General features: G+C 69.4%; 14 protein-coding genes. 10 read left to right on the forward strand and 4 right to left on the reverse strand.

The features are described from left to right. Positions 1–226: 226 nt before the first annotated feature. Both fabG and fabI read left to right on the forward strand, forming a co-directional pair. Entirely contained in the window at positions 227–946 is a 720-nt protein-coding gene (fabG, locus tag R2N01_RS04575; protein WP_316668901.1) for a 3-oxoacyl-ACP reductase FabG, read from the forward strand. Positions 947–976: 30 nt separating this feature from the next. Then, complete coding sequence (gene fabI / locus R2N01_RS04580; RefSeq protein ID WP_316668902.1) at positions 977–1,750, forward strand: enoyl-ACP reductase FabI; 774 nt, start codon at positions 977–979, stop codon at positions 1,748–1,750. 47 nt (positions 1,751–1,797) lie between these two features. On the opposite strand, the gene R2N01_RS04585 is transcribed toward fabI, so the two are convergent. Next, positions 1,798–2,556 (reverse strand): hypothetical protein, encoded by a 759-nt coding sequence (locus R2N01_RS04585; protein WP_316668905.1) that lies wholly within the window; start codon positions 2,554–2,556, stop codon positions 1,798–1,800. An 86-nt stretch (positions 2,557–2,642) separates the two neighbouring features. Here R2N01_RS04585 and R2N01_RS04590 point away from each other — a divergent pair, with 86 nt between their 5' ends. Then, positions 2,643–3,431, forward strand: coding sequence for an ABC transporter ATP-binding protein (locus R2N01_RS04590; RefSeq protein ID WP_316668907.1), 789 nt, complete (start codon positions 2,643–2,645; stop codon positions 3,429–3,431). A gap of 243 nt (positions 3,432–3,674) precedes the next feature. On the opposite strand, the gene R2N01_RS04595 is transcribed toward R2N01_RS04590, so the two are convergent. After that, a complete protein-coding gene (locus R2N01_RS04595) occupies positions 3,675–4,718 on the reverse strand; it encodes a bile acid:sodium symporter family protein (RefSeq protein WP_316668909.1) in 1,044 nt (347 codons plus the stop codon). A gap of 55 nt (positions 4,719–4,773) precedes the next feature. Here R2N01_RS04595 and R2N01_RS04600 point away from each other — a divergent pair, with 55 nt between their 5' ends. Then, positions 4,774–5,631 carry an RNA methyltransferase gene (locus tag R2N01_RS04600; protein ID WP_316668910.1) on the forward strand — a complete coding sequence of 286 codons (858 nt, stop codon included), beginning with the start codon at positions 4,774–4,776 and terminating at the stop codon, positions 5,629–5,631. Here the strand turns inward: R2N01_RS04600 and R2N01_RS04605 are convergent. Further along, the gene (locus tag R2N01_RS04605) at positions 5,615–6,148 is read right to left on the reverse strand and encodes a hypothetical protein (protein ID WP_316668912.1); all 534 of its coding nucleotides are present in this window, start codon (positions 6,146–6,148) and stop codon (positions 5,615–5,617) included. The genes R2N01_RS04600 and R2N01_RS04605 overlap by 17 nt on opposite strands. Positions 6,149–6,337: 189 nt before the next feature. On the opposite strand from R2N01_RS04605, the gene R2N01_RS04610 reads away from it, so the two are divergent. From R2N01_RS04610 to R2N01_RS04630, 5 genes are all read left to right on the forward strand, one after another. After that, a complete protein-coding gene (locus R2N01_RS04610; protein ID WP_316668914.1) occupies positions 6,338–8,269 on the forward strand; it encodes a hypothetical protein in 1,932 nt (643 codons plus the stop codon). Continuing rightward, a complete protein-coding gene (locus R2N01_RS04615) occupies positions 8,269–9,945 on the forward strand; it encodes a class I SAM-dependent DNA methyltransferase (RefSeq protein WP_316668916.1) in 1,677 nt (558 codons plus the stop codon). The genes R2N01_RS04610 and R2N01_RS04615 overlap by 1 nt, the downstream gene beginning before the upstream one ends. Then, entirely contained in the window at positions 9,942–11,060 is a 1,119-nt protein-coding gene (locus R2N01_RS04620; RefSeq protein WP_316668917.1) for a restriction endonuclease subunit S, read from the forward strand. Before R2N01_RS04615 ends, R2N01_RS04620 begins: the two co-directional genes overlap by 4 nt. Next, a complete protein-coding gene (locus tag R2N01_RS04625; protein WP_316668919.1) occupies positions 11,060–14,245 on the forward strand; it encodes a type I restriction endonuclease subunit R in 3,186 nt (1,061 codons plus the stop codon). Before R2N01_RS04620 ends, R2N01_RS04625 begins: the two co-directional genes overlap by 1 nt. Before the next feature lie 113 nt (positions 14,246–14,358). Next, positions 14,359–15,216 carry a hypothetical protein gene (locus tag R2N01_RS04630; RefSeq protein WP_316668921.1) on the forward strand — a complete coding sequence of 286 codons (858 nt, stop codon included), beginning with the start codon at positions 14,359–14,361 and terminating at the stop codon, positions 15,214–15,216. Positions 15,217–15,367: 151 nt separating this feature from the next. Here R2N01_RS04630 and def read toward each other — a convergent pair whose 3' ends face one another. Then, positions 15,368–15,961 (reverse strand): peptide deformylase, encoded by a 594-nt coding sequence (gene def, locus R2N01_RS04635; protein ID WP_316668923.1) that lies wholly within the window; start codon positions 15,959–15,961, stop codon positions 15,368–15,370. 50 nt (positions 15,962–16,011) lie between these two features. Between def and R2N01_RS04640 the strand changes: the two genes are divergently transcribed. Next, the gene (locus tag R2N01_RS04640) at positions 16,012–16,965 is read left to right on the forward strand and encodes a tyrosine recombinase XerC (protein WP_399553235.1); all 954 of its coding nucleotides are present in this window, start codon (positions 16,012–16,014) and stop codon (positions 16,963–16,965) included. Positions 16,966–17,092: the final 127 nt, after the last annotated feature.

Raw genomic sequence — 17,092 nt, forward strand, 5'->3', positions numbered from 1 at the left:
GGACCAGCGGCGCGTCGGCGGTCCCCCTGCGCGCGCAGACCGGGCAGGCGAGCAGGCCGGCGGCCCGCTCCAGCGCAGCCAGGCGCTCCGCGATCGGTGCGCTGCCGAGGCCGCCGCCGGTGGCCGTGACGGTGAGCGCCCTGTTGCGCAGTCCAGGATCCATGTCTTCATCCTGCCCCGCTGTGTCCGCCGTTCCGCGCGGGGCGCGAACCGATAGCGTGAACGGGTGAGCAATGAACAGAACGGGCGCGTGGCCCTCGTCACCGGAACAAGCCGCGGCATCGGCGCAGCCATTGCCGCCGATCTCGTCAAGGCGGGCTACCGCGTCGCGGGGACGAGCCGCAGCGGCGCCGCCCCGGAGGGCGTGCTGGGCATCGCGGCCGACATCACCGACCCCGCCCGGGTCGACGCCGCCTACAAGAGGGTCGAGGACGGGCTCGGCCCCGTCGAGGTCCTCGTCGCCAATGCCGGTATCACCCGCGACGGTCTGATGGCCGCGATGAAGGACGAGGCCTGGGGCGAGGTCATCGACACGAACCTGTCGGGCGCCTTCCGCACCGTGCGTCGCGCCGTGCGCCCCATGACGCGCGCCCGCTTCGGCCGCATCGTGCTCGTCGGCTCCGTGTCCGCCTACGTCGGCACGCCCGGCCAGGCGAACTACGCGGCCAGCAAGGCGGGCCTCATCGGCATGGCCCGTTCCATCGCCGGCGAGCTCGGCAGCCGCGGCATCACCTGCAATGTGGTGGCGCCCGGCTTCGTCCGCACCGACATGACCGACGAGCTGCCCGAGAACGTCCGGGCCGAGTACCTCAAGCACATCCCGCTGCGGCGGGCCGCCGAGGTCGGGGACATCGCCGCCGCAGTGCGCTTCCTGTGCTCGGACGGGGCCGGCTACATCACCGGCACCGTGCTGCCCGTCGACGGCGGCCTCGGCATGGGGCGCTAGTCTTCACCGAGAACGAAAGGACCAGAACACATGGGCATCCTCGAGGGCAAGAAGATCCTCATCACGGGCATCACGATGAACACCTCCATCGCCTACAGAGCCGCCGAGGTCGCTCAGCGCGAGGGCGCCGAGGTCGTCGTCACCGGCTTCGGCCGCGCGCTCGGCCTGTGCAGGCGCGTCTGCGGCAAGCTCGATCCGGTGCCGCCGGTCATCGAGCTGGACGCCACCAGCACCGAGAGCCTGGCCGCCCTGCCCGGGGCCCTGAGGGAGAACGGCTTCGAGCGCGTCGACGGCGTGCTGCACTCCATCGCCTTCGCCAACCCCGAAACGGCCCTGGGGGGCGGCTTCCTGTCGACCGGCTGGGACGACGTGGCAACCGCCCTGCACACCTCGACCTACTCCTACCCGGCCCTCGCCGTGGCGCTGAGGGGCATGATGGGCCCCGGCTCCTCGGTCGTCGGTCTCACCTTCGACGCCACGATCAGCTGGCCGTCCTACGACTGGATGGGGGTCGCCAAGGCCGGTCTGGAGTCCGCCAACCGCTACCTGGCCCGCTACCTCGGGCCCGACGGCATCCGGGCCAACCTGGTCTCGGCCGGTCCGATCGACTCGCTGGCGAAGAAGGCCATCCCCGGCTCGGCCTCGCTCAACGGCGTCTGGGACGAACGCGCCCCGCTCGGCTGGGACGCCCAGGACGCCACCCCGGTGGGCACCGTGATCTGCGCCCTGTTCAGCGACCTGTTCGCCGCCACCACCGGCGAGGTCATCCACGCCGACGGCGGCCTGTTCTCGACCGGCGCCTGACACGCGGGCGTCCCCGGCCCGGGGCCCGTCCGCGCCCCGGGCGGTTCTCAGGCGCGCGCCTCGGCCGGTCGCATGTCCGGCCAGCTGGCGGCCGCGCCGATCGCCTGGCGGCACAGGGTGTCCAGCCTGCGCAGATGCGCGAAACGGGTCAGTTGGGCGTGCGAGTGGAGCAGCGCGTCCTCGACGGCCAGCCCGGCGGCGCACGCCTCGCGCCACAGCAGGGCCTTGTCGAGCAGCTGCTGGTTGCGCACCGGGTAGGCCCTGCCCAGGACCACCGAGGCGGCGTCTTCGGGGCGCCGCCCGGCCGCCGCGTCGAGGCCGGCCAGCTCGCGGGCCGACTCCAGGATCTGCTCGTTGAGCGCCATCGCCGTCTCGGGCGGCGCGGGCGGGGGCAGCGGGCGCTCCGCGCGGGCCAGCTGCCACTGCATGGCCGGTCCGACCGGGTGGGGCAGCCAGGCCACCCCGCCCCCGTGGTTGACGACGACGGCGCCGCAGGCCAGCGCCTGCTCGTTCGTCGGGGCGGGGCCGCGCAGTCCGCCCAGGTCGCCCGGGCGGACGACGGCCAGCATCCACAGCGAGCCGCGCATCTGGTCGGCGACACGGGCCAGGGCCAAGCGTACGGGAAGGGCGCCGTAGCCGTCCAGCCCCAGGGCCGACTCGGGGTCGGCGACGTGGTGGGGGCGGTCCGGTTCACCGGTGTCGCTGATGCGCAGCATGTACTCGGCGCGGGGCGCATCGAGAGCGCCGACGCCCATGGCGTTGAGCAGGCTGACCAGCCTCAGGCACTCGATGACAGGATCGGACACGGCGCCCAGGCTAATCACGGTTCTCCCGTCCGGCTAAGCGGTTGCGTTGCGGGCGAACGCGGCGGGCGAGCTTGTAAAGTCTGGGTATGGTCTCGGTTGCGGAACTTGCGGGTGTCAGCGTGCGACGTGGAACCAGTGTGCTGCTCGACGACGTGAACCTGGCGATCGACGAGGGCCAGCGCTGGGTCGTCATCGGGCCGAACGGCGCCGGCAAGACCACCCTGCTGTCGATCCTGGCGACCAATCTGTACCCCACCAAGGGCGTCGTCGGCATCCTCGGCGAGGTGCTCGGCGCCGTGAACGTCTTCGAGCTGCGGCCCCGCATCGGCCTGGCGAGCGTCTCGATGGCCCGCCGCATCCCCGACCGCGAGAAGGTGCGCGACGTCGTCGTCTCGGCCAGCTACGCCGTCAACGGGCGCTGGCGCGAGCACTACGACGAGATGGACTTCGAGCGCGCCGGTCGGCTCATGGACTACTTCGGGGTGGCCGAGCTCGCCGAGCGCGCCTACGGCACCCTGAGCGAGGGCGAGCGCAAGCGCGTCGAGATCGCCCGTGCCATGATGACCGATCCCGAGCTGCTCCTGCTCGACGAGCCCGGCGCCGGCCTCGACCTGGGGGGCCGGGAGCGCCTGGTGAGCACACTGGCCCAGCTGTGCGCCAGCCCGTACGCGCCGACGACGGTGCTCGTCACCCACCACGTCGAGGAGATCCCCGCCGGCATCACGCACGCCCTGCTGCTGTCCGGTGGCAGGGCGGCGGCCTGCGGCCCGATCGGTGAGGTGCTCACCGACGAGAACATGTCCGCCGTCTTCGGCATGCCGCTGCGCATCGAGCAGGCCTCCGACGGGCGCTGGACCGCCAAGGCGGCCGGCTGAGGACGGCGCCGCGTCGCCCTGCGCCTCACGTTCGTCCTGCGCTTCCTGTGCGTCTTTGCACGAAGAACGCAGGGTCATCCACCGACCACGCCCACCCGGCCTCTTGACCCTGCGCTGCTTGTGCGTCCTTGCACAACAACCGCAGGGCGATCAGATGGGTGCGCGGCTCGCCACCGTCCTTGACGGGCGGCCCCACCGCGAGAGCCGCAGGGCGAACAGGAGAACGGCCGGACGTGCGTCCGCTCAGCCAGAGGAGTCCTCCCCGGCGCTCAGGCGCCCGCCCCGCTCGTGCCAGGCGGCCGGCCTGGCCCGGTAGCGCCCGGCGATGACGCCGCAGGCGATCAGCTGCGCCATGTGGAAGATCATCAGCGGCAGGACGAGCAGCGGAACCTGGGCGGCGCTGAACAGCACCGAGGCCATCGGGGCTCCGGTGGCCAGTGACTTCTTCGTCCCGCAGAACTGGATGGCGATCTGGTCGCGGCGTCCGAAGCCGAGCCGGTCGGGCGCCCACCAGGTGACGGCCAGCATGAGCGCCAAGACGGCGAACAGCACCGGCAGCAGCCTGACGATGTCGAACGCGCCGACCGTGCGCCAGACGCCCTCGTTGACGCCGTCGGAGAAGGCGCTGTAGACGACGCAGACGATGCTGATCTGGTCGACGAGCCTCAGGCGCGGGTGGGCCCTGACGAAGCCCGCCGTCCAGCGCCTGGTGAGCTGGCCCAGGATGAACGGCAGCAGCAGCTGCACGGCCAGGTCGAGGATCGAGCTCGGCTCGATGACCAGGCCACCGGTGCTCATGACGACCATGGCCAGCAGGGGGGTGAAGAAGACGCCCAGGATGTTCGAGACCGATGCCGAGACGATCGCCCCGGCCACATTGCCGTCGGCGATCGAGGTGAAGTTGATGGAGCTCTGCACCGTGGACGGCAGGATCGACAGCCACAGCACGCCCAGGTACAGCTCGGGACTCAGATAGCGCCCCGACAAGGGGCGCAGTGCCAGAGCGATGATGGGGAAGACGACATAGGTGAAGGTCAGGATCGTCACGTGCAGGCGCCAGTGCGTTAGGCCGGCGAGCGCCTCGCGCGGGGCCAGGCGCACGCCGTACAGGTAGAAGAGCACGAAGATGAGCACCTTGACGGCCCGGTCGAGCACGTGGTTGGCCCCGCCGGTGGCCGGCAGCAGGGTGGCGACGACGGCCGAGACGACGATGGCGGTCACGAACCGGTCGATGCGGATCCGCCGGTACCAGGGTCTGCGCTCGCGCGGGGGAGTCTGCGTCCTCACCCGGCCAGTCTAGGATCGGGCGGCCGGCCCGCGCGGGGCGCTATAGCCTTGCGCCGTGGCCATCTTCATCCGGATCACCGATCCCGTCGACGAGCGCCTGGGCGACTACGTGCGGCTGCGCGACGTCTCGCTGCGCAAGTCGCTGGAGGCGGAGCGGGGACTGTTCATCGCCGAGGGCGCCAAGGTGATCCGGCGGGCCTGCGAGGCCGGTTACGAGCCGCGCTCGTTCCTGCTGGCCGAGCGCTGGATAACGGGTCTGCGCGGGATCCTCGACCGGTTCGACGTGCCCGTCTACGTGGTGGACGAGGCGCTGGCCGAACGGGTCACCGGTTTCCACGTGCACCGCGGAGCGCTGGCCTCGATGAAGCGCGCCGCCCGCTGGAGCGCGGACGACCTGCTGGGCGCCCGGCGCCTGGTGGTGGCCGAGGACATCGTCGACCACACGAACGTCGGCGCGATCATCCGCTGCGCCGCCGCCCTCGGCTGGGGCGGAGTGCTGCTGGCCCCGCGGGCCGCCGACCCGCTGTACCGGCGGGCGATCAAGACGAGCATGGGCGCGGTCTTCGTTCTGCCATGGGCGCGCATGGACGACTGGGCCGGCGGACTGGAGGCCCTCAGGCGGGCGGGTTTCACGGTGGCGGCGATGGCCCTGCGCGAGGACGGCGCGGTGCTCGACGAGTTCGCCGCGGACCTGGCCCGCAGGCCCCGCAAGGTGGCCCTGCTCATGGGCACGGAGGGCGGCGGGCTGAGCTCGCACTGGCTGGCCCAGGCCGACGTCGTCGTGAGGATTCCGATGGCCCGCGGCATCGACTCCCTCAACGTGGCCGCGGCGGCGGCCGTGGCCTGCTACGTCCTGCGCGAGGAGGGCCCCGTGCAGGACGCGGCGGGTCGGGCGTTCAGCTGTGGAAGATGACGTTGTCATGCGTGAAGTCGGGTGAGATCTCCAGAACGAGGTCTGCCGGGTCCGCCACGCCGAAGGCCATCTGGAACTGGGCCTCCCGGCCGTCCAGCAGAGAGGTCGTGGGCGTGTCGGGCAGCTGGCCCGAGTCGTACACGCGGCTGCCCTCCCGGTTCCCGGACTGCAGGCTGGCGGTGAACAGCGCGGGGTCCCAGGTCTGGCCGGTGTTGTTGACGATGCGCATCGTGAACACGACGAACTGGCTGTAGGCGTCCGTTCCTGCGGCGTACTCGCCAGGCGTGTAGGCCTCCGGCGCGCTCACCTCGAGGGACAGGCCGTCGCCCCAGGTGTAGGCGGTGCCGAAGGTGGCGTCGCTGCCCTGGGCGCTGGCGCCGGATGACTGCGTGGACCGGCTCGCCGAGCCGGCGTTGACCCCGGTCGGCGCGCTGTCCGAATGACTCGCGGGGACACCGCAGGCCGTCATGGCCAGCGCGGCGATGCCCAGGCCGAGAGCTGCGATCTTCTTCATCATGGTGACTCCCTTGGTCGGAACGATCCGTGCCGGCCGCGTGCTGGCCGGCGGTGGCACAACTGTCGTCCGGGCTCCTGTCGGCCTGCAATGGAGAAAACTGATAAGGACCCTTATCAGTGATTGAAGGGGTTGGATGGATTCTCCGGCCTAGGCTGAGGCCGTTGGAGACAGCCGCGTCGAGGAGGAGCGATGAACGACCTGTCGTTGGGCGATGTGGCCCGGCTTGCGCGCGTCGAGCGGCCCGTCGTGACGATGTGGCTCAAGCGCCCCGTGGGCGGTCTGCACTTCCCCGAGCAGAACGCCGAGGGCCGGGTCGACGCCGACGAGGTCGTCGACTGGCTGGAGCGGACCGGCCGGGGCAACAACCCCGATGCCCGTGCCGAGCTGGCCCTGTACACGACGATCACTCCCGGCACCCCGATCGGGGAACTCGAGGCGGTGCTCACGCTGCTCGCCACCCGTGCCGTCGTCGATGAGAATCTGGCCGGTCTCGACCGCGACGAACTGCTCGACCGGGTGGAGGAACTCGACCCTGACGACGAGTGGCTGCTGAGCGAGACCGAGCTGGCCTGGACCCCGGGGCGCGCCGCTCAGTCCGATGCCATAGCCGACGCCGCCTGGAACGACGCCGCAGCCTACGAACGGCTCGACGAACAGCACCTCGCTCGCGCGGCGGCCGTGCAGCTGGCCGAACCACTGGTGCATCTGCTCACCGCCGTCACCCGCGCCATGCTGGACGACACGGGCCTGCTCGTCGACGTGCGGGGCGCCTGCCCCGATATCGTGGTCGGGCTCACGGCGGACGAGCACCACGAGATGCCCGAGCTGCTGCTCGCCACCGACGATCCCGGCGCGCTCCGCCCGGTGCGCAGGCGGCTCGCCGTCCATGGGCTGAGCCCTCGGGTGGCCCGGTTCGACGACGACTGGGCACCGCCTCCGGGATCGGTCGTCCTGGTCCGGCTGCCCGATGCCTCGCAGGGGAGCCTCGACCTGCTCGACGGGGCCACTCTCCAGCTGGGCGAGGGGGTGAGCCTGCTCGCCCTCGGCCCGTCTGCCCTGCTGGTCGACCCGCTCGCCGGCAAGGCTGGGACCGTCCGCGACGAGCTTCTGCGCTCGGGGGTCGTCCGTGCCATCGTTCAGCTCCCCACGGGCGTGATCCGCGGGGGCAGCCGTGAGCGCATGGCCCTGTGGCTGGTGCAGGGGACTGCCCGCCGAGGCGGGCGTGGCGCCGTCCGGGTCGGCGACCTGTCCGGGCGGCGGCTCGACGGGCCGGCCCGGCAGGAACTGCTCGGCGATCTGCTCGCCGCCGTCGACTCAGGTTCGCACGTGTTCTCGATGCTGCGATCCGTCGCCCAGGCGCAGCTGGTCGCCGAAGGCGGCCCGCTCGTCACGCCGGAGCGCGTCACCGTTCCGGTCATCGGGGCCACGCCGAGACAGGACGCCGCACGGATACAGCAGCTCTACGACTCGCTCGCCCGGGTGCTGCCGCCCTTCGGGCAGGGTTTCGAGGCGGTCGCCACGGACGATGACGCGCTCAGGACGGAGCGCATCGCGCTCGGCGCCGCCCTCGAACGCCGCGGGGACGAGGCGCTGTTGAGACTGGTCAAGGGGCGTCGTCTTCCCGAACTGACCTCGGGTGAACTGAAGCGGTGGAGGGCCGCGGACGTCGCCGCCGGAACGCCCTCGCGCGTCGACCGGCTCGCAGTCACCAGGGCGGTGCCCGACCACGAGCTGACCAGGCCGGGCGATGTCGTCTTCACCGTGAGGCCACGACCGGCTGCCGTCGTCGACCGCAGCGGCGGTGCCATCGTCGCCTTCCCGGCCAGGGTGCTGCGGGTGGTCGACGAGAACCGGCTGTCGGCGTCGTCCCTCGCCGCGGCGATCAACGCCCGGGGCAGGGAGGACAGGGCCTGGCGCGGCTGGCTCGTGCCGGTACGGGCCGTCGGTGCCGGGGACCCCGAGGGATTCCTGACGCACTTGGAGGGCTGGCGGGACCGGATCGGGCAGTGGGGCGCCCAGGTCGACGAGCTCCGCGCCCTGGTGACCGACTCGGTGTCGTCCGGGGCGGTCGCCATCGGACGGGCTCGCGACGACGACAGGAACAACGAGGAGGGCCGCTGATGGCGCGCAGGAAGACGACGACCGAGGCCCTGGTGCCCACGTCCATGAAGGACCTGAAGAACACGCTGTGGAAGGCGGCGGACAAGCTCCGGGGCTCGCTCGACTCCTCGCAGTACAAGGACGTCGTCCTGGGCCTCATCTTCCTCAAGTACGTTTCGGACGCCTTCGACGAGCGGCGCCGCCAGATCGCCGAGGAGCTGAGGGCCTGGGGCTCCGACGAGGAGGCGATCGAGGAGTCCCAGGACGACCCCGACGAGTACCTCGGCAACGGCGTCTTCTGGGTGCACCCCGAGGCCAGGTGGGAGCATCTCGTGGGACTAGCCAAGGTGCAGGACACCCAGACCATCGGCCAGCGGATCACGGAGGCGATGGACCTGCTCATGGCGGACAACGAGTCTCTCGAGGGCACGTTGCCGCGCCTGTTCAATCGAGAGAACGTCGACCAGCAGCGCCTGGGCGAGTTGCTCGACCTGCTCAACTCGCTGCAGTTCGTGGGGGAGGGCTCCACGAAGGCCCGCGACCTGCTGGGCGAGGTCTACGAGTACTTCCTGGGCCAGTTCGCCTCGTCCGAGGGCAAGCGGGGCGGCGAATTTTACACGCCGGCCAGCGTCGTGCGGACGATCGTCGAGGTGCTGCAGCCCAGCCACGGGCGCGTCTACGATCCCTGCTGCGGCTCGGGCGGCATGTTCGTGCAGGCCGAGAAGTTCCTCGCCGCGCACCACTCCGACGCCTCGGACCTGTCGGTCTACGGGCAGGAGCTCAACGAGGCGACGTGGCGGATGGCCAAGATGAACCTGGCCATTCACGGGCTCACCGGCAATCTCGGGACGCGCTGGGGCGACACCTTCTCGCTCGACTACCACGCGGGCGAGCAGATGGACTTCATCATGGCGAACCCGCCGTTCAACATCTCCGACTGGAACCGCATCGAGGGTGACGCCCGCTGGGCCTACGGCGTGCCGCCAGCGGGCAATGCCAACTACGGCTGGATCCAGCACATCCTGTCCAAGCTGGCCCCGGGGGGCTCGGCCGGTGTCGTCATGGCCAACGGCTCGATGACGTCGAACATCGGCGGCGAGGGCGAGATCCGCGCCAACATCGTCGAGAACGACCTCGTCACGGCCATGGTGGCCCTGCCCGAGAAGCTGTTCAGGTCGACCGGCATCCCGGTGTGCCTGTGGTTCTTCGCCAAGGACAAGACCACCGGCCCGGGCGGCCGGACCGATCGCACGGGGCAGGTGCTCTTCATCGACGCCCGCAGCCTGGGGCACATGGTGAGCCGCGCCGAGCGGGCCTTCAGCGACGCCGACATCCAGCGGATCGCCGACACCTACCACGCCTGGCGCGGCATGGACCGCCTGCCGCTCGGCACCAAGGACCTCAGCCCCACCGGAGACCCGGAGGGTGATGGCGCGCCCGCGTCCCCCGGATCGGCAGGCGACCTGGGTGAGTACGAGGACGTCCCGGGGTTCTGCAAGTCGGTGCCCCTCGCCGAGATCAAGCAGGCGGGCTACGCGCTGACCCCGGGCCGCTACGTCGGCATGCCCGAGCCCGAGGACGACGGCGTGCCCCTCGACGAGAAGATCGCCCGCCTCACGGCAGAACTGGAGAAGCAGTTCGCCGAGTCGGAGAGACTGCAGCAGGTTGTGCGCGAGCAGCTGGGGAGGCTCGGATGAGGCTCGAGACGAAGCACCTCGGCGATTTGGTCGAGAACCTGGATTCTCGTCGAGTTCCTGTTGCCAGCGCTAACAGAGAAGCTGGTCCGTATCCATACTACGGAGCATCGGGAGTCGTGGACCATGTGGCTGATTATCTCTTCGAAGGTGATCATCTTCTTCTCGCGGAGGACGGTGAGAATCTTCGGACTCGGGCTCTGCCGATAGCATTCCTTGCATCCGGGAAATTCTGGGTGAACAATCATGCTCATGTGCTCCGGGGTAGGGAGGGCGTTGCTGATACTCGGTATCTCAACTATGCGCTTGCCTGCGTTGACATCAGTGGTTATCTATCGGGTTCTGCGCAGCCGAAGTTGTCACAGGTGTCAATGAATGCTATCCAGCTGAAGGTTCCTCCGCTATGCGAGCAGCAAGCGATCGCGGAGGTGCTGGGGGCTCTGGATGACAAAATTGAGATCAATAGGAAAATCGCATCGATTTCAGAGTCCTTGATGATTGCTATGGTCTCAGATCTGCCTCGTACAGCGAGGCTGAAGGATATTGCCATATCTGTAAAAAAAATCGTGAGTGCGGCTGAGCTGGTTTCTGGGGTGATTGCTCACTACTCACTTCCTGCATTTGATCAGGGGCGACTTCCTGTTGTTGAACCCGGGTCGGGAGTGAAAAGCGGTAAATTGAGGATCGAGTGTGGGCGTGTTCTGCTCTCCAAACTCAATCCTCGTTTTCCTAGAGTGTGGCGAGTCGAGAATCCCTTGAAAAATGCCGTGGCTTCCACGGAATTCATTGTGCTTGAGTCAAAGCTGCTTCCTGTTGCCGCACTATGGGCAGTTCTTGCCGATGATTTTACGGCGCATTATCTTTCTGAGCGCGCGGCTGGAACTTCCGGGAGTCATCAGAGGGTGAGCCCTGAAGAGATTATGCTCATGCCGGTTCCTGCGGAAGATGGAATAGACGAGCAACGAAAGAACCGCTTGCGTGTTCTTGGCAAGAGGGCAGATCTCGCGAGATCCGAGTCCCGCACGCTCGCCTCGCTCCGCGACGCCCTCCTGCCGGCCCTCATGAACGGCACCCTGCGCGTCAAGGACGCCCAGGAACGGGTGTCGGAGGTGCTGTGATGATCACCGAGGCACAGCTGGAGGCCAGCCTGCTCGACTGGCTCGGCGACCTGGGCTGGGAACCGGGCACCGGGGCCGAGCTGGAGTCCCAGCGGGCCTCGCTGGGCGACCTGGTGCTGACCGAGGACCTCGTCGAGGCGCTGCGGCTGCTCAACCCCTCCGTGCCCGACCAGTACCTGCGCGAGGCGGCCGCCGACATGGTCAGGGTTCGCTCGCAGGACGCACTGGCCGAGAACAGGGACTTCCACGTCCTGCTCGTCCACGGCTACCGGGGCCTCAGCTACGTGGACGCCGACGGCCGCGAACAGACCCCCACCGTCCGCCTGCTCGGCGCACCCGACCAGAACCGCTACCGGGCCGTGCACCAGGTGCGGCTGCGCAAGGGCGATCAGAGCCGCCGCCTTGACGTGGTGCTCTACGTCAACGGGCTGCCCCTGGTGGTCGTCGAGCTCAAGCAGGCCGGCACGCGGAACGCCACCATCGCCAAGGCCCACGCCCAGCTCGGTACCTATCTCGCCGAGTTCCCCGCGGCCTTCCGTCCCGTCATCGCCGCCATCGTCAGCGACGGCATCAGCGCCCGCTACGGCACCCCGTTCACCCGGCTCAACCACTACAGCCCGTGGAACGTCGACGAGGACGGCGCGCCCAGGCCGGCCGACGGCGACCAGCTGCTCGAACTGGAGAACCTCACCCACGGGCTGCTCGAACCGGCCCGCCTGCTCGACGTCGTCCGCAACTTCACGGCCTTCGACGAGACCGACGAGGGTCTGATCAAGCGCATCGCCAAACCCCACCAGTACTTCGCCGTGCGCAAGGCACTCGGCAGTACGCTGGCGGCGCTCGGGGCCAACGGCAAGGCCGGTGTCGTGTGGCACACGCAGGGCTCGGGCAAGTCGATGGAGATGGAGCTCTACGCCAACCTCGTCCTCACGCACCCGCGCATGCAGAACCCGACGATCGTGGTGATCACCGACCGCAACGAACTCGACGGCCAGCTGTACGGCACCTTCGCCCGCTCCACGCTGCTGCCCGACGAGCCCCGGCAGATCAAACGCCGCTCCCAGCTGCGCAGTGAGCTCGCCGGCCGAGCCAGCGGCGGCATCTACTTCACGACCCTGCAGAAGTTCAGCCGCACCGCTGCCGAGCACGACGCCGGGGACACCCATCCGCTGCTCACCGACCGCCGCAACGTCGTCGTCATCGTCGACGAGGCCCACCGCAGCCACTACGACGATCTCGACGGCTACGCCCGGCACCTGCGCGACGCCCTGCCCAACGCCACGCTCATCGCGTTCACCGGCACGCCCATCAGCGAGGTCGACCGCGACACCCGCGAGGTGTTCGGCGACTACGTCGACGTCTACGACCTGTCGCGGGCGGTCGCCGACGGCGCCACCGTGCCGGTCTACTTCGAGCCCCGCCTCATTGAGGTGCGGCTCGCCGGCGACATGAGTGCGGAGGAGCTCGACGAACTCGCCGACGAGCAGACCGCCGAGCTCGACGACGAGGCCCGCGAACGCGTCGAGCGCACGGTGGCCACGCTCAACGCGATCTACGGCGCCTCGGAACGCATCGACGCCCTGGCCCGCGACATCGTCGAGCAGTGGGAACGGCGCCGCGAGACCATGACGGAGTTCCTCGCCCCCACCGGGCCCGGCGAGAACACGGAGCCGCACGGCAAGGCCCTCATCGTCTGCGCAACCCGCGAGATCTGCGCGCGGCTCTACGCCAGGATCATCGAGCTGCGCCCGGATTGGCACTCCGAACAGGACGGCCGGGGCCTCATCAAGGTCGTCTACTCGGGCAACGCCTCCGACCCCGAACCGATCCGCGGCCACGTGCGCCGCGACTCGCAGAACAAGGCGATCAAGAACCGGCTCCGGAACGTGGACGACGAACTCGAACTCGTCATCGTCAAGGACATGATGCTCACCGGCTTCGACGCCCCGCCCCTGCACACCCTCTTCCTCGACCGGCCCCTCAAGGGCGCCCTGCTCATGCAGACGCTCGCCCGGGTCAACCGCACCTTCCGCGGCAAGCGGGACGGGCTGCTCGTCGCCTACGCGCCGCTCACCGAGAACCTCAACCAGGCCCTGCGCGAGTACACGGCGACCGACCAGACGACCCGGCCCGTCGGACGGGACACCACTGAGGCCGTTCGTGTCACCTGGGAACTCGTCGCGGCCCTGCGCGGGCTGCTGGCCGGCCACGACTGGCGCGCCACGGCGACCAGCGGCGCGAGGGACGCGGGCCTGCGGGCCGTCAGCGACACGGTCGAGTACCTGCGCTCCCCGGCCACCCCCGGTAACCAGGCCGGACAGGACAGGCAAACGCTCGGTGAAAGCTTCCGCGCGCTGTCCGCCCAGCTGGCCCGCATGTGGACGCTGGCGGGCGGGGCCGAGAACCTCGCCGAGATCGCCACCGAGGTGCGCTTCTACGAAGAGGTGCGCGTGTGGATGGCCAAGCTGGACGCCAGGCAGCGCGATGCGAGCGGAGAGCCCGTCCCCGAGGAGATCGTGCGCGTCCTGCGCGGTGCCGTGGCCCAGGCCACGGCGGCCGGCGACATCACCGACCTGTACGAGGCCGCCGGCCTGTCGAGGCCGACGGTCCAGGAACTTGACGCGCAGACGCTCGAACAGATGCAGCAGGGACCCAACCCGCATCTGGCGGTCGAGGCGCTGCGCGACCTGCTGGTGAAGGAGGCCGAGGCGGTGACGAGGAACAACGTCGTGCGCCGCAAGACCTTCAGCGAACGCATCAGCGAACTCATGATCCGCTACACGAACCAGCAGATCACCGCCGCCGACGTCATCTACGAACTCGGCAGGCTCGCCGAGGAGGTCAGGGCCGAGGCCGATCGCGGCACGAGATTCGACCCGCCACTGAGCCACGACGAGCTGGCCTTCTATGACGCGGTGAGTCAGAACGACTCGGCCGTGCTCGCCCAGGGCACCGACGTGCTGGCCCAGATCGCCCGCGAGCTCGTCGCGGTCATGCGCCGCGACACCCGCACGGACTGGACGCGGCGCCCGGAGGCGCAGGCGAAGCTGCGGGCCAGCGTCAAGCGGCTGCTGCGCCGCCACCACTACCCGCCGGACAAGCAGCAGAGCGCCGTTGAGCTGGTGATCGAGCAGATGGAGACGCTGGCACCGGGGCACGCGGACGAACGGCGAGAGGAGCCCTGATGGTTCGGGGCCGGTCTGAGCGGCAGGTCAGCGGTCAGCTGCGCCGACGGCGCTTGTCGTCCCTGACACAGGGGAACGGCTGACCAGTCGTTCAATTCGTGAAAGGAATGAGAATGGTGAACTCTGATGGCATCGACGATGATGCCACCGAGAACTTTGTGAAAAGTCGGGTCAAGTCCATCTCCGGGAGACTGTCGAAAGACAATCCTCTCGTCCACAAGGATCCGGTGGAGGTGATCGAGGCCCTCATCCGTCAAGCAGTAAGGGTACCCGGAGTCGCTGTTGACCGTGACGTCTGGCTCAGGAAGGAGTTGAAACTCCACTGCCCGCCGGATGTTGTTGAGCGGGCCGTGGCCGAATCCCCCCATGCGGCCGGAATCCCTGATGAACTCGTGGAGAGACTGGCGACCAAGGCCATCAGGTTCGAGACGGGCAAGGCCGCTGGCATCTCCCTCGTTACGGGGCTCCCCGGGGGTTTTGCGCTGCTCGGAACCATTCCCGCCGACATGGCGCAGTACTACGCCCACATCATCCGGATCGAGCAGAAGCTCGCCTATGCCTATGGTTGGGAATCCTTCCTGCAGCCAGGTGATGAGGTTGACGACACGACGATGGGGATCCTCGCGCTGCTCCTCGGCGTGGCGGAGGGCGTCGGTACGGCCGGCACCGCACTCGCCAAGTTCGCCGCCACCACCGCTCAGGCCGGAGTCGCGAAGACCATACAGAAGCAGGCCCTCATGAAGACCGCCTTCTACCCGATGATAAAAAAGATCATGCGGGCCCTCGGCGTGAAGGTGACCAAGGAGAGCTTCGCGAAGAGCGCCAGCAAGGTGGTGCCCGTCGTAGGAGGAGCTGTCTCCGCTGGCATGACGTTCGCTACGTTCACCGTGTCCGCTAATCGGTTGAGGAATCATCTCAGGAAACTGCCGCAGGCCGGGGCGTCCGCCACGGGGGCCCCGGACTCCGGCTGACCATCGGCTCGCCTTATGTAAAACTGTCCGGGACTCGCCTTTTCGGGTCGTTCGAGTCGGTACAAGTCCGAACCGCGTCAAAAATACATGCCACGGAGAGGTGCTCTCTGCGGATTTTCCTTCGAAGAAGATCTTGAACGCTCGCTGCCGCTCAGACCTCGCCCGCCGTGCGCTTGGGATGGATCGGCCAGTCGTCCGGGTAGAGCGGGGCGAGCCGCTCCCTCTCCTCATCGAGGTGCCGGCGCGAGCGCTTCGAGAGACGGTCGCCGAAGACGGTGCCGTGCAGGTGGTCGGTCTCGTGCTGCAAGCAGCGCGCCAGCAGTCCGGTGCCCTCGATGCGCACCGGGTCGCCGTTCTCGTCCCGGCCCTCGCAGAGCGCGAAGTCGGGCCGGGCCAGCTGCTGGTAGGCGCCCGGCCACGACAGGCAGCCCTCCTGCTCGCTCACCAGGCGGCGGTCCTTGCCCTCCGGCAGGGTGACGACCGGATTGCAGACCACGCCATGGACTAGGCGCCCGTCGGCCCCGGGGCAGTTGAAGACGAAGACCGACAGGTCCGAATCGACCTGTGGGGCGGCCAGCCCCACCCCCTCGGCGGCGGCCATCGTCCTGAACATGTCGGCGACCAGCCGGTGCAGCTCACCATCGAACTCCGAGACCGGACGGGTCTGCGAGCGCATCACCGGCTCGTCCCAGCGGGTGATCCGAAGAAGTCTTCCGGTGGTGGCCCACTGCGCCGGGCTTTTCATCTGGTCCTCCTGGTCAATGGCCTCGCGCGTTGGCGCCGCGCGGCGCCGTACTGACCAAACCTATACTCACGACCGTGAGCAGTCCGCCGGCCGGCCAGCATCCGTGGGGCGCCATCGTGTCGCGCTACAGCGACTACCTGGGTCTGCAACGCGGGTACTCCGAGCACACGGTGCGCGCCTACGTGAGCGACATCACCGAGCTGCTCGTCTTCCTGGCGGCACGCGGGCGCACCGATCTGTCGGCGGTCGGCCTGCCCGATCTGCGGCGCTGGCTCGCCGCGCAGCAGAGCAACGGGGCGGCGGCCGCCACGCTGGCCAGACGCGCCGGCGCCGCCCGGGGCTTCTTCGCCTGGGCCAGGGACAACCGGTTCGTGCCCGTCGACGTGGCCAGCGGGCTCAAGTCCCCCAAGGTCGGGCGCTCGCTGCCGCAGACGATCACCCAGGCCGACGCGCGAGAGCTCATGGACGCCGCGGCTGCCACCGCCGCCGAGACCGGAGGGCCGCAGGGCGCCCGTGACGTGGCGATCCTCGAGGTGCTCTACGGGGCCGGCATCCGGGTCGGCGAACTGTGCGGTCTCGACATCGGCGACATCGGCGCCGGCTCGGGCACGGTCCGGGTGCTCGGCAAGGGCGACAAGGAGCGCGTCGTCCCGCTCGGCGCCCCGGCGATCGGGGCGGTCGACGCCTGGCTCGGGGTGCGCCCCCAGTGGGTGAGGCCCGCCTCGGGGCGCGCGATGTTCCTCGGCGTGCGGGGCGGGCGGATCGACCCGGCCGTGGTACGCCGCGTCGTGCACGCCGCGCTGCGGGCCATCCCGCAGGCCCCCGACATCGGCCCGCACGGCCTGCGCCACGCCATGGCCACCCATCTGCTGGAGGGCGGGGCCGATCTGCGCAGCGTGCAGGAGATGCTCGGGCACGCCTCGCTGGCGACCACGCAGATCTACACCCACATCAGCGACGAGCGGCTCCGGGCCGCCTTCCGCCAGGCGCACCCGCGGGCCTGAGTACAGCCGGGGATACGCGTTGGCGATCAGAGGCGTCTGCCCGTCGTGCGCACTGCGATCATCTCGGAGCGGAGACCCGGGCCCGGAATGGGCGACGGGGACCGGCTGAGCGGTCATGGAGCGGTAT

Source organism: uncultured Propionibacterium sp., assembly GCF_963539965.1.
Classification (GTDB): Bacteria; Actinomycetota; Actinomycetes; order Propionibacteriales; family Propionibacteriaceae; genus Propionibacterium.

Bases quoted from the DNA above. Each gene is read 5' to 3' on its own strand.
- fabI (WP_316668902.1), top strand. From the start codon at position 977: ATGGGCATCCTCGAGGGCAAGAAGATCCTCATCACGGGCATCACGATG.
- R2N01_RS04590 (WP_316668907.1), top strand. From the start codon at position 2,643: ATGGTCTCGGTTGCGGAACTTGCGGGTGTCAGCGTGCGACGTGGAACC.
- R2N01_RS04605 (WP_316668912.1), bottom strand. From the start codon at position 6,148: ATGATGAAGAAGATCGCAGCTCTCGGCCTGGGCATCGCCGCGCTGGCC.
- R2N01_RS04610 (WP_316668914.1), top strand. From the start codon at position 6,338: ATGAACGACCTGTCGTTGGGCGATGTGGCCCGGCTTGCGCGCGTCGAG.
- R2N01_RS04615 (WP_316668916.1), top strand. From the start codon at position 8,269: ATGGCGCGCAGGAAGACGACGACCGAGGCCCTGGTGCCCACGTCCATG.
- R2N01_RS04620 (WP_316668917.1), top strand. From the start codon at position 9,942: ATGAGGCTCGAGACGAAGCACCTCGGCGATTTGGTCGAGAACCTGGAT.
- R2N01_RS04625 (WP_316668919.1), top strand. From the start codon at position 11,060: ATGATCACCGAGGCACAGCTGGAGGCCAGCCTGCTCGACTGGCTCGGC.
- R2N01_RS04630 (WP_316668921.1), top strand. From the start codon at position 14,359: ATGGTGAACTCTGATGGCATCGACGATGATGCCACCGAGAACTTTGTG.
- def (WP_316668923.1), bottom strand. From the start codon at position 15,961: ATGAAAAGCCCGGCGCAGTGGGCCACCACCGGAAGACTTCTTCGGATC.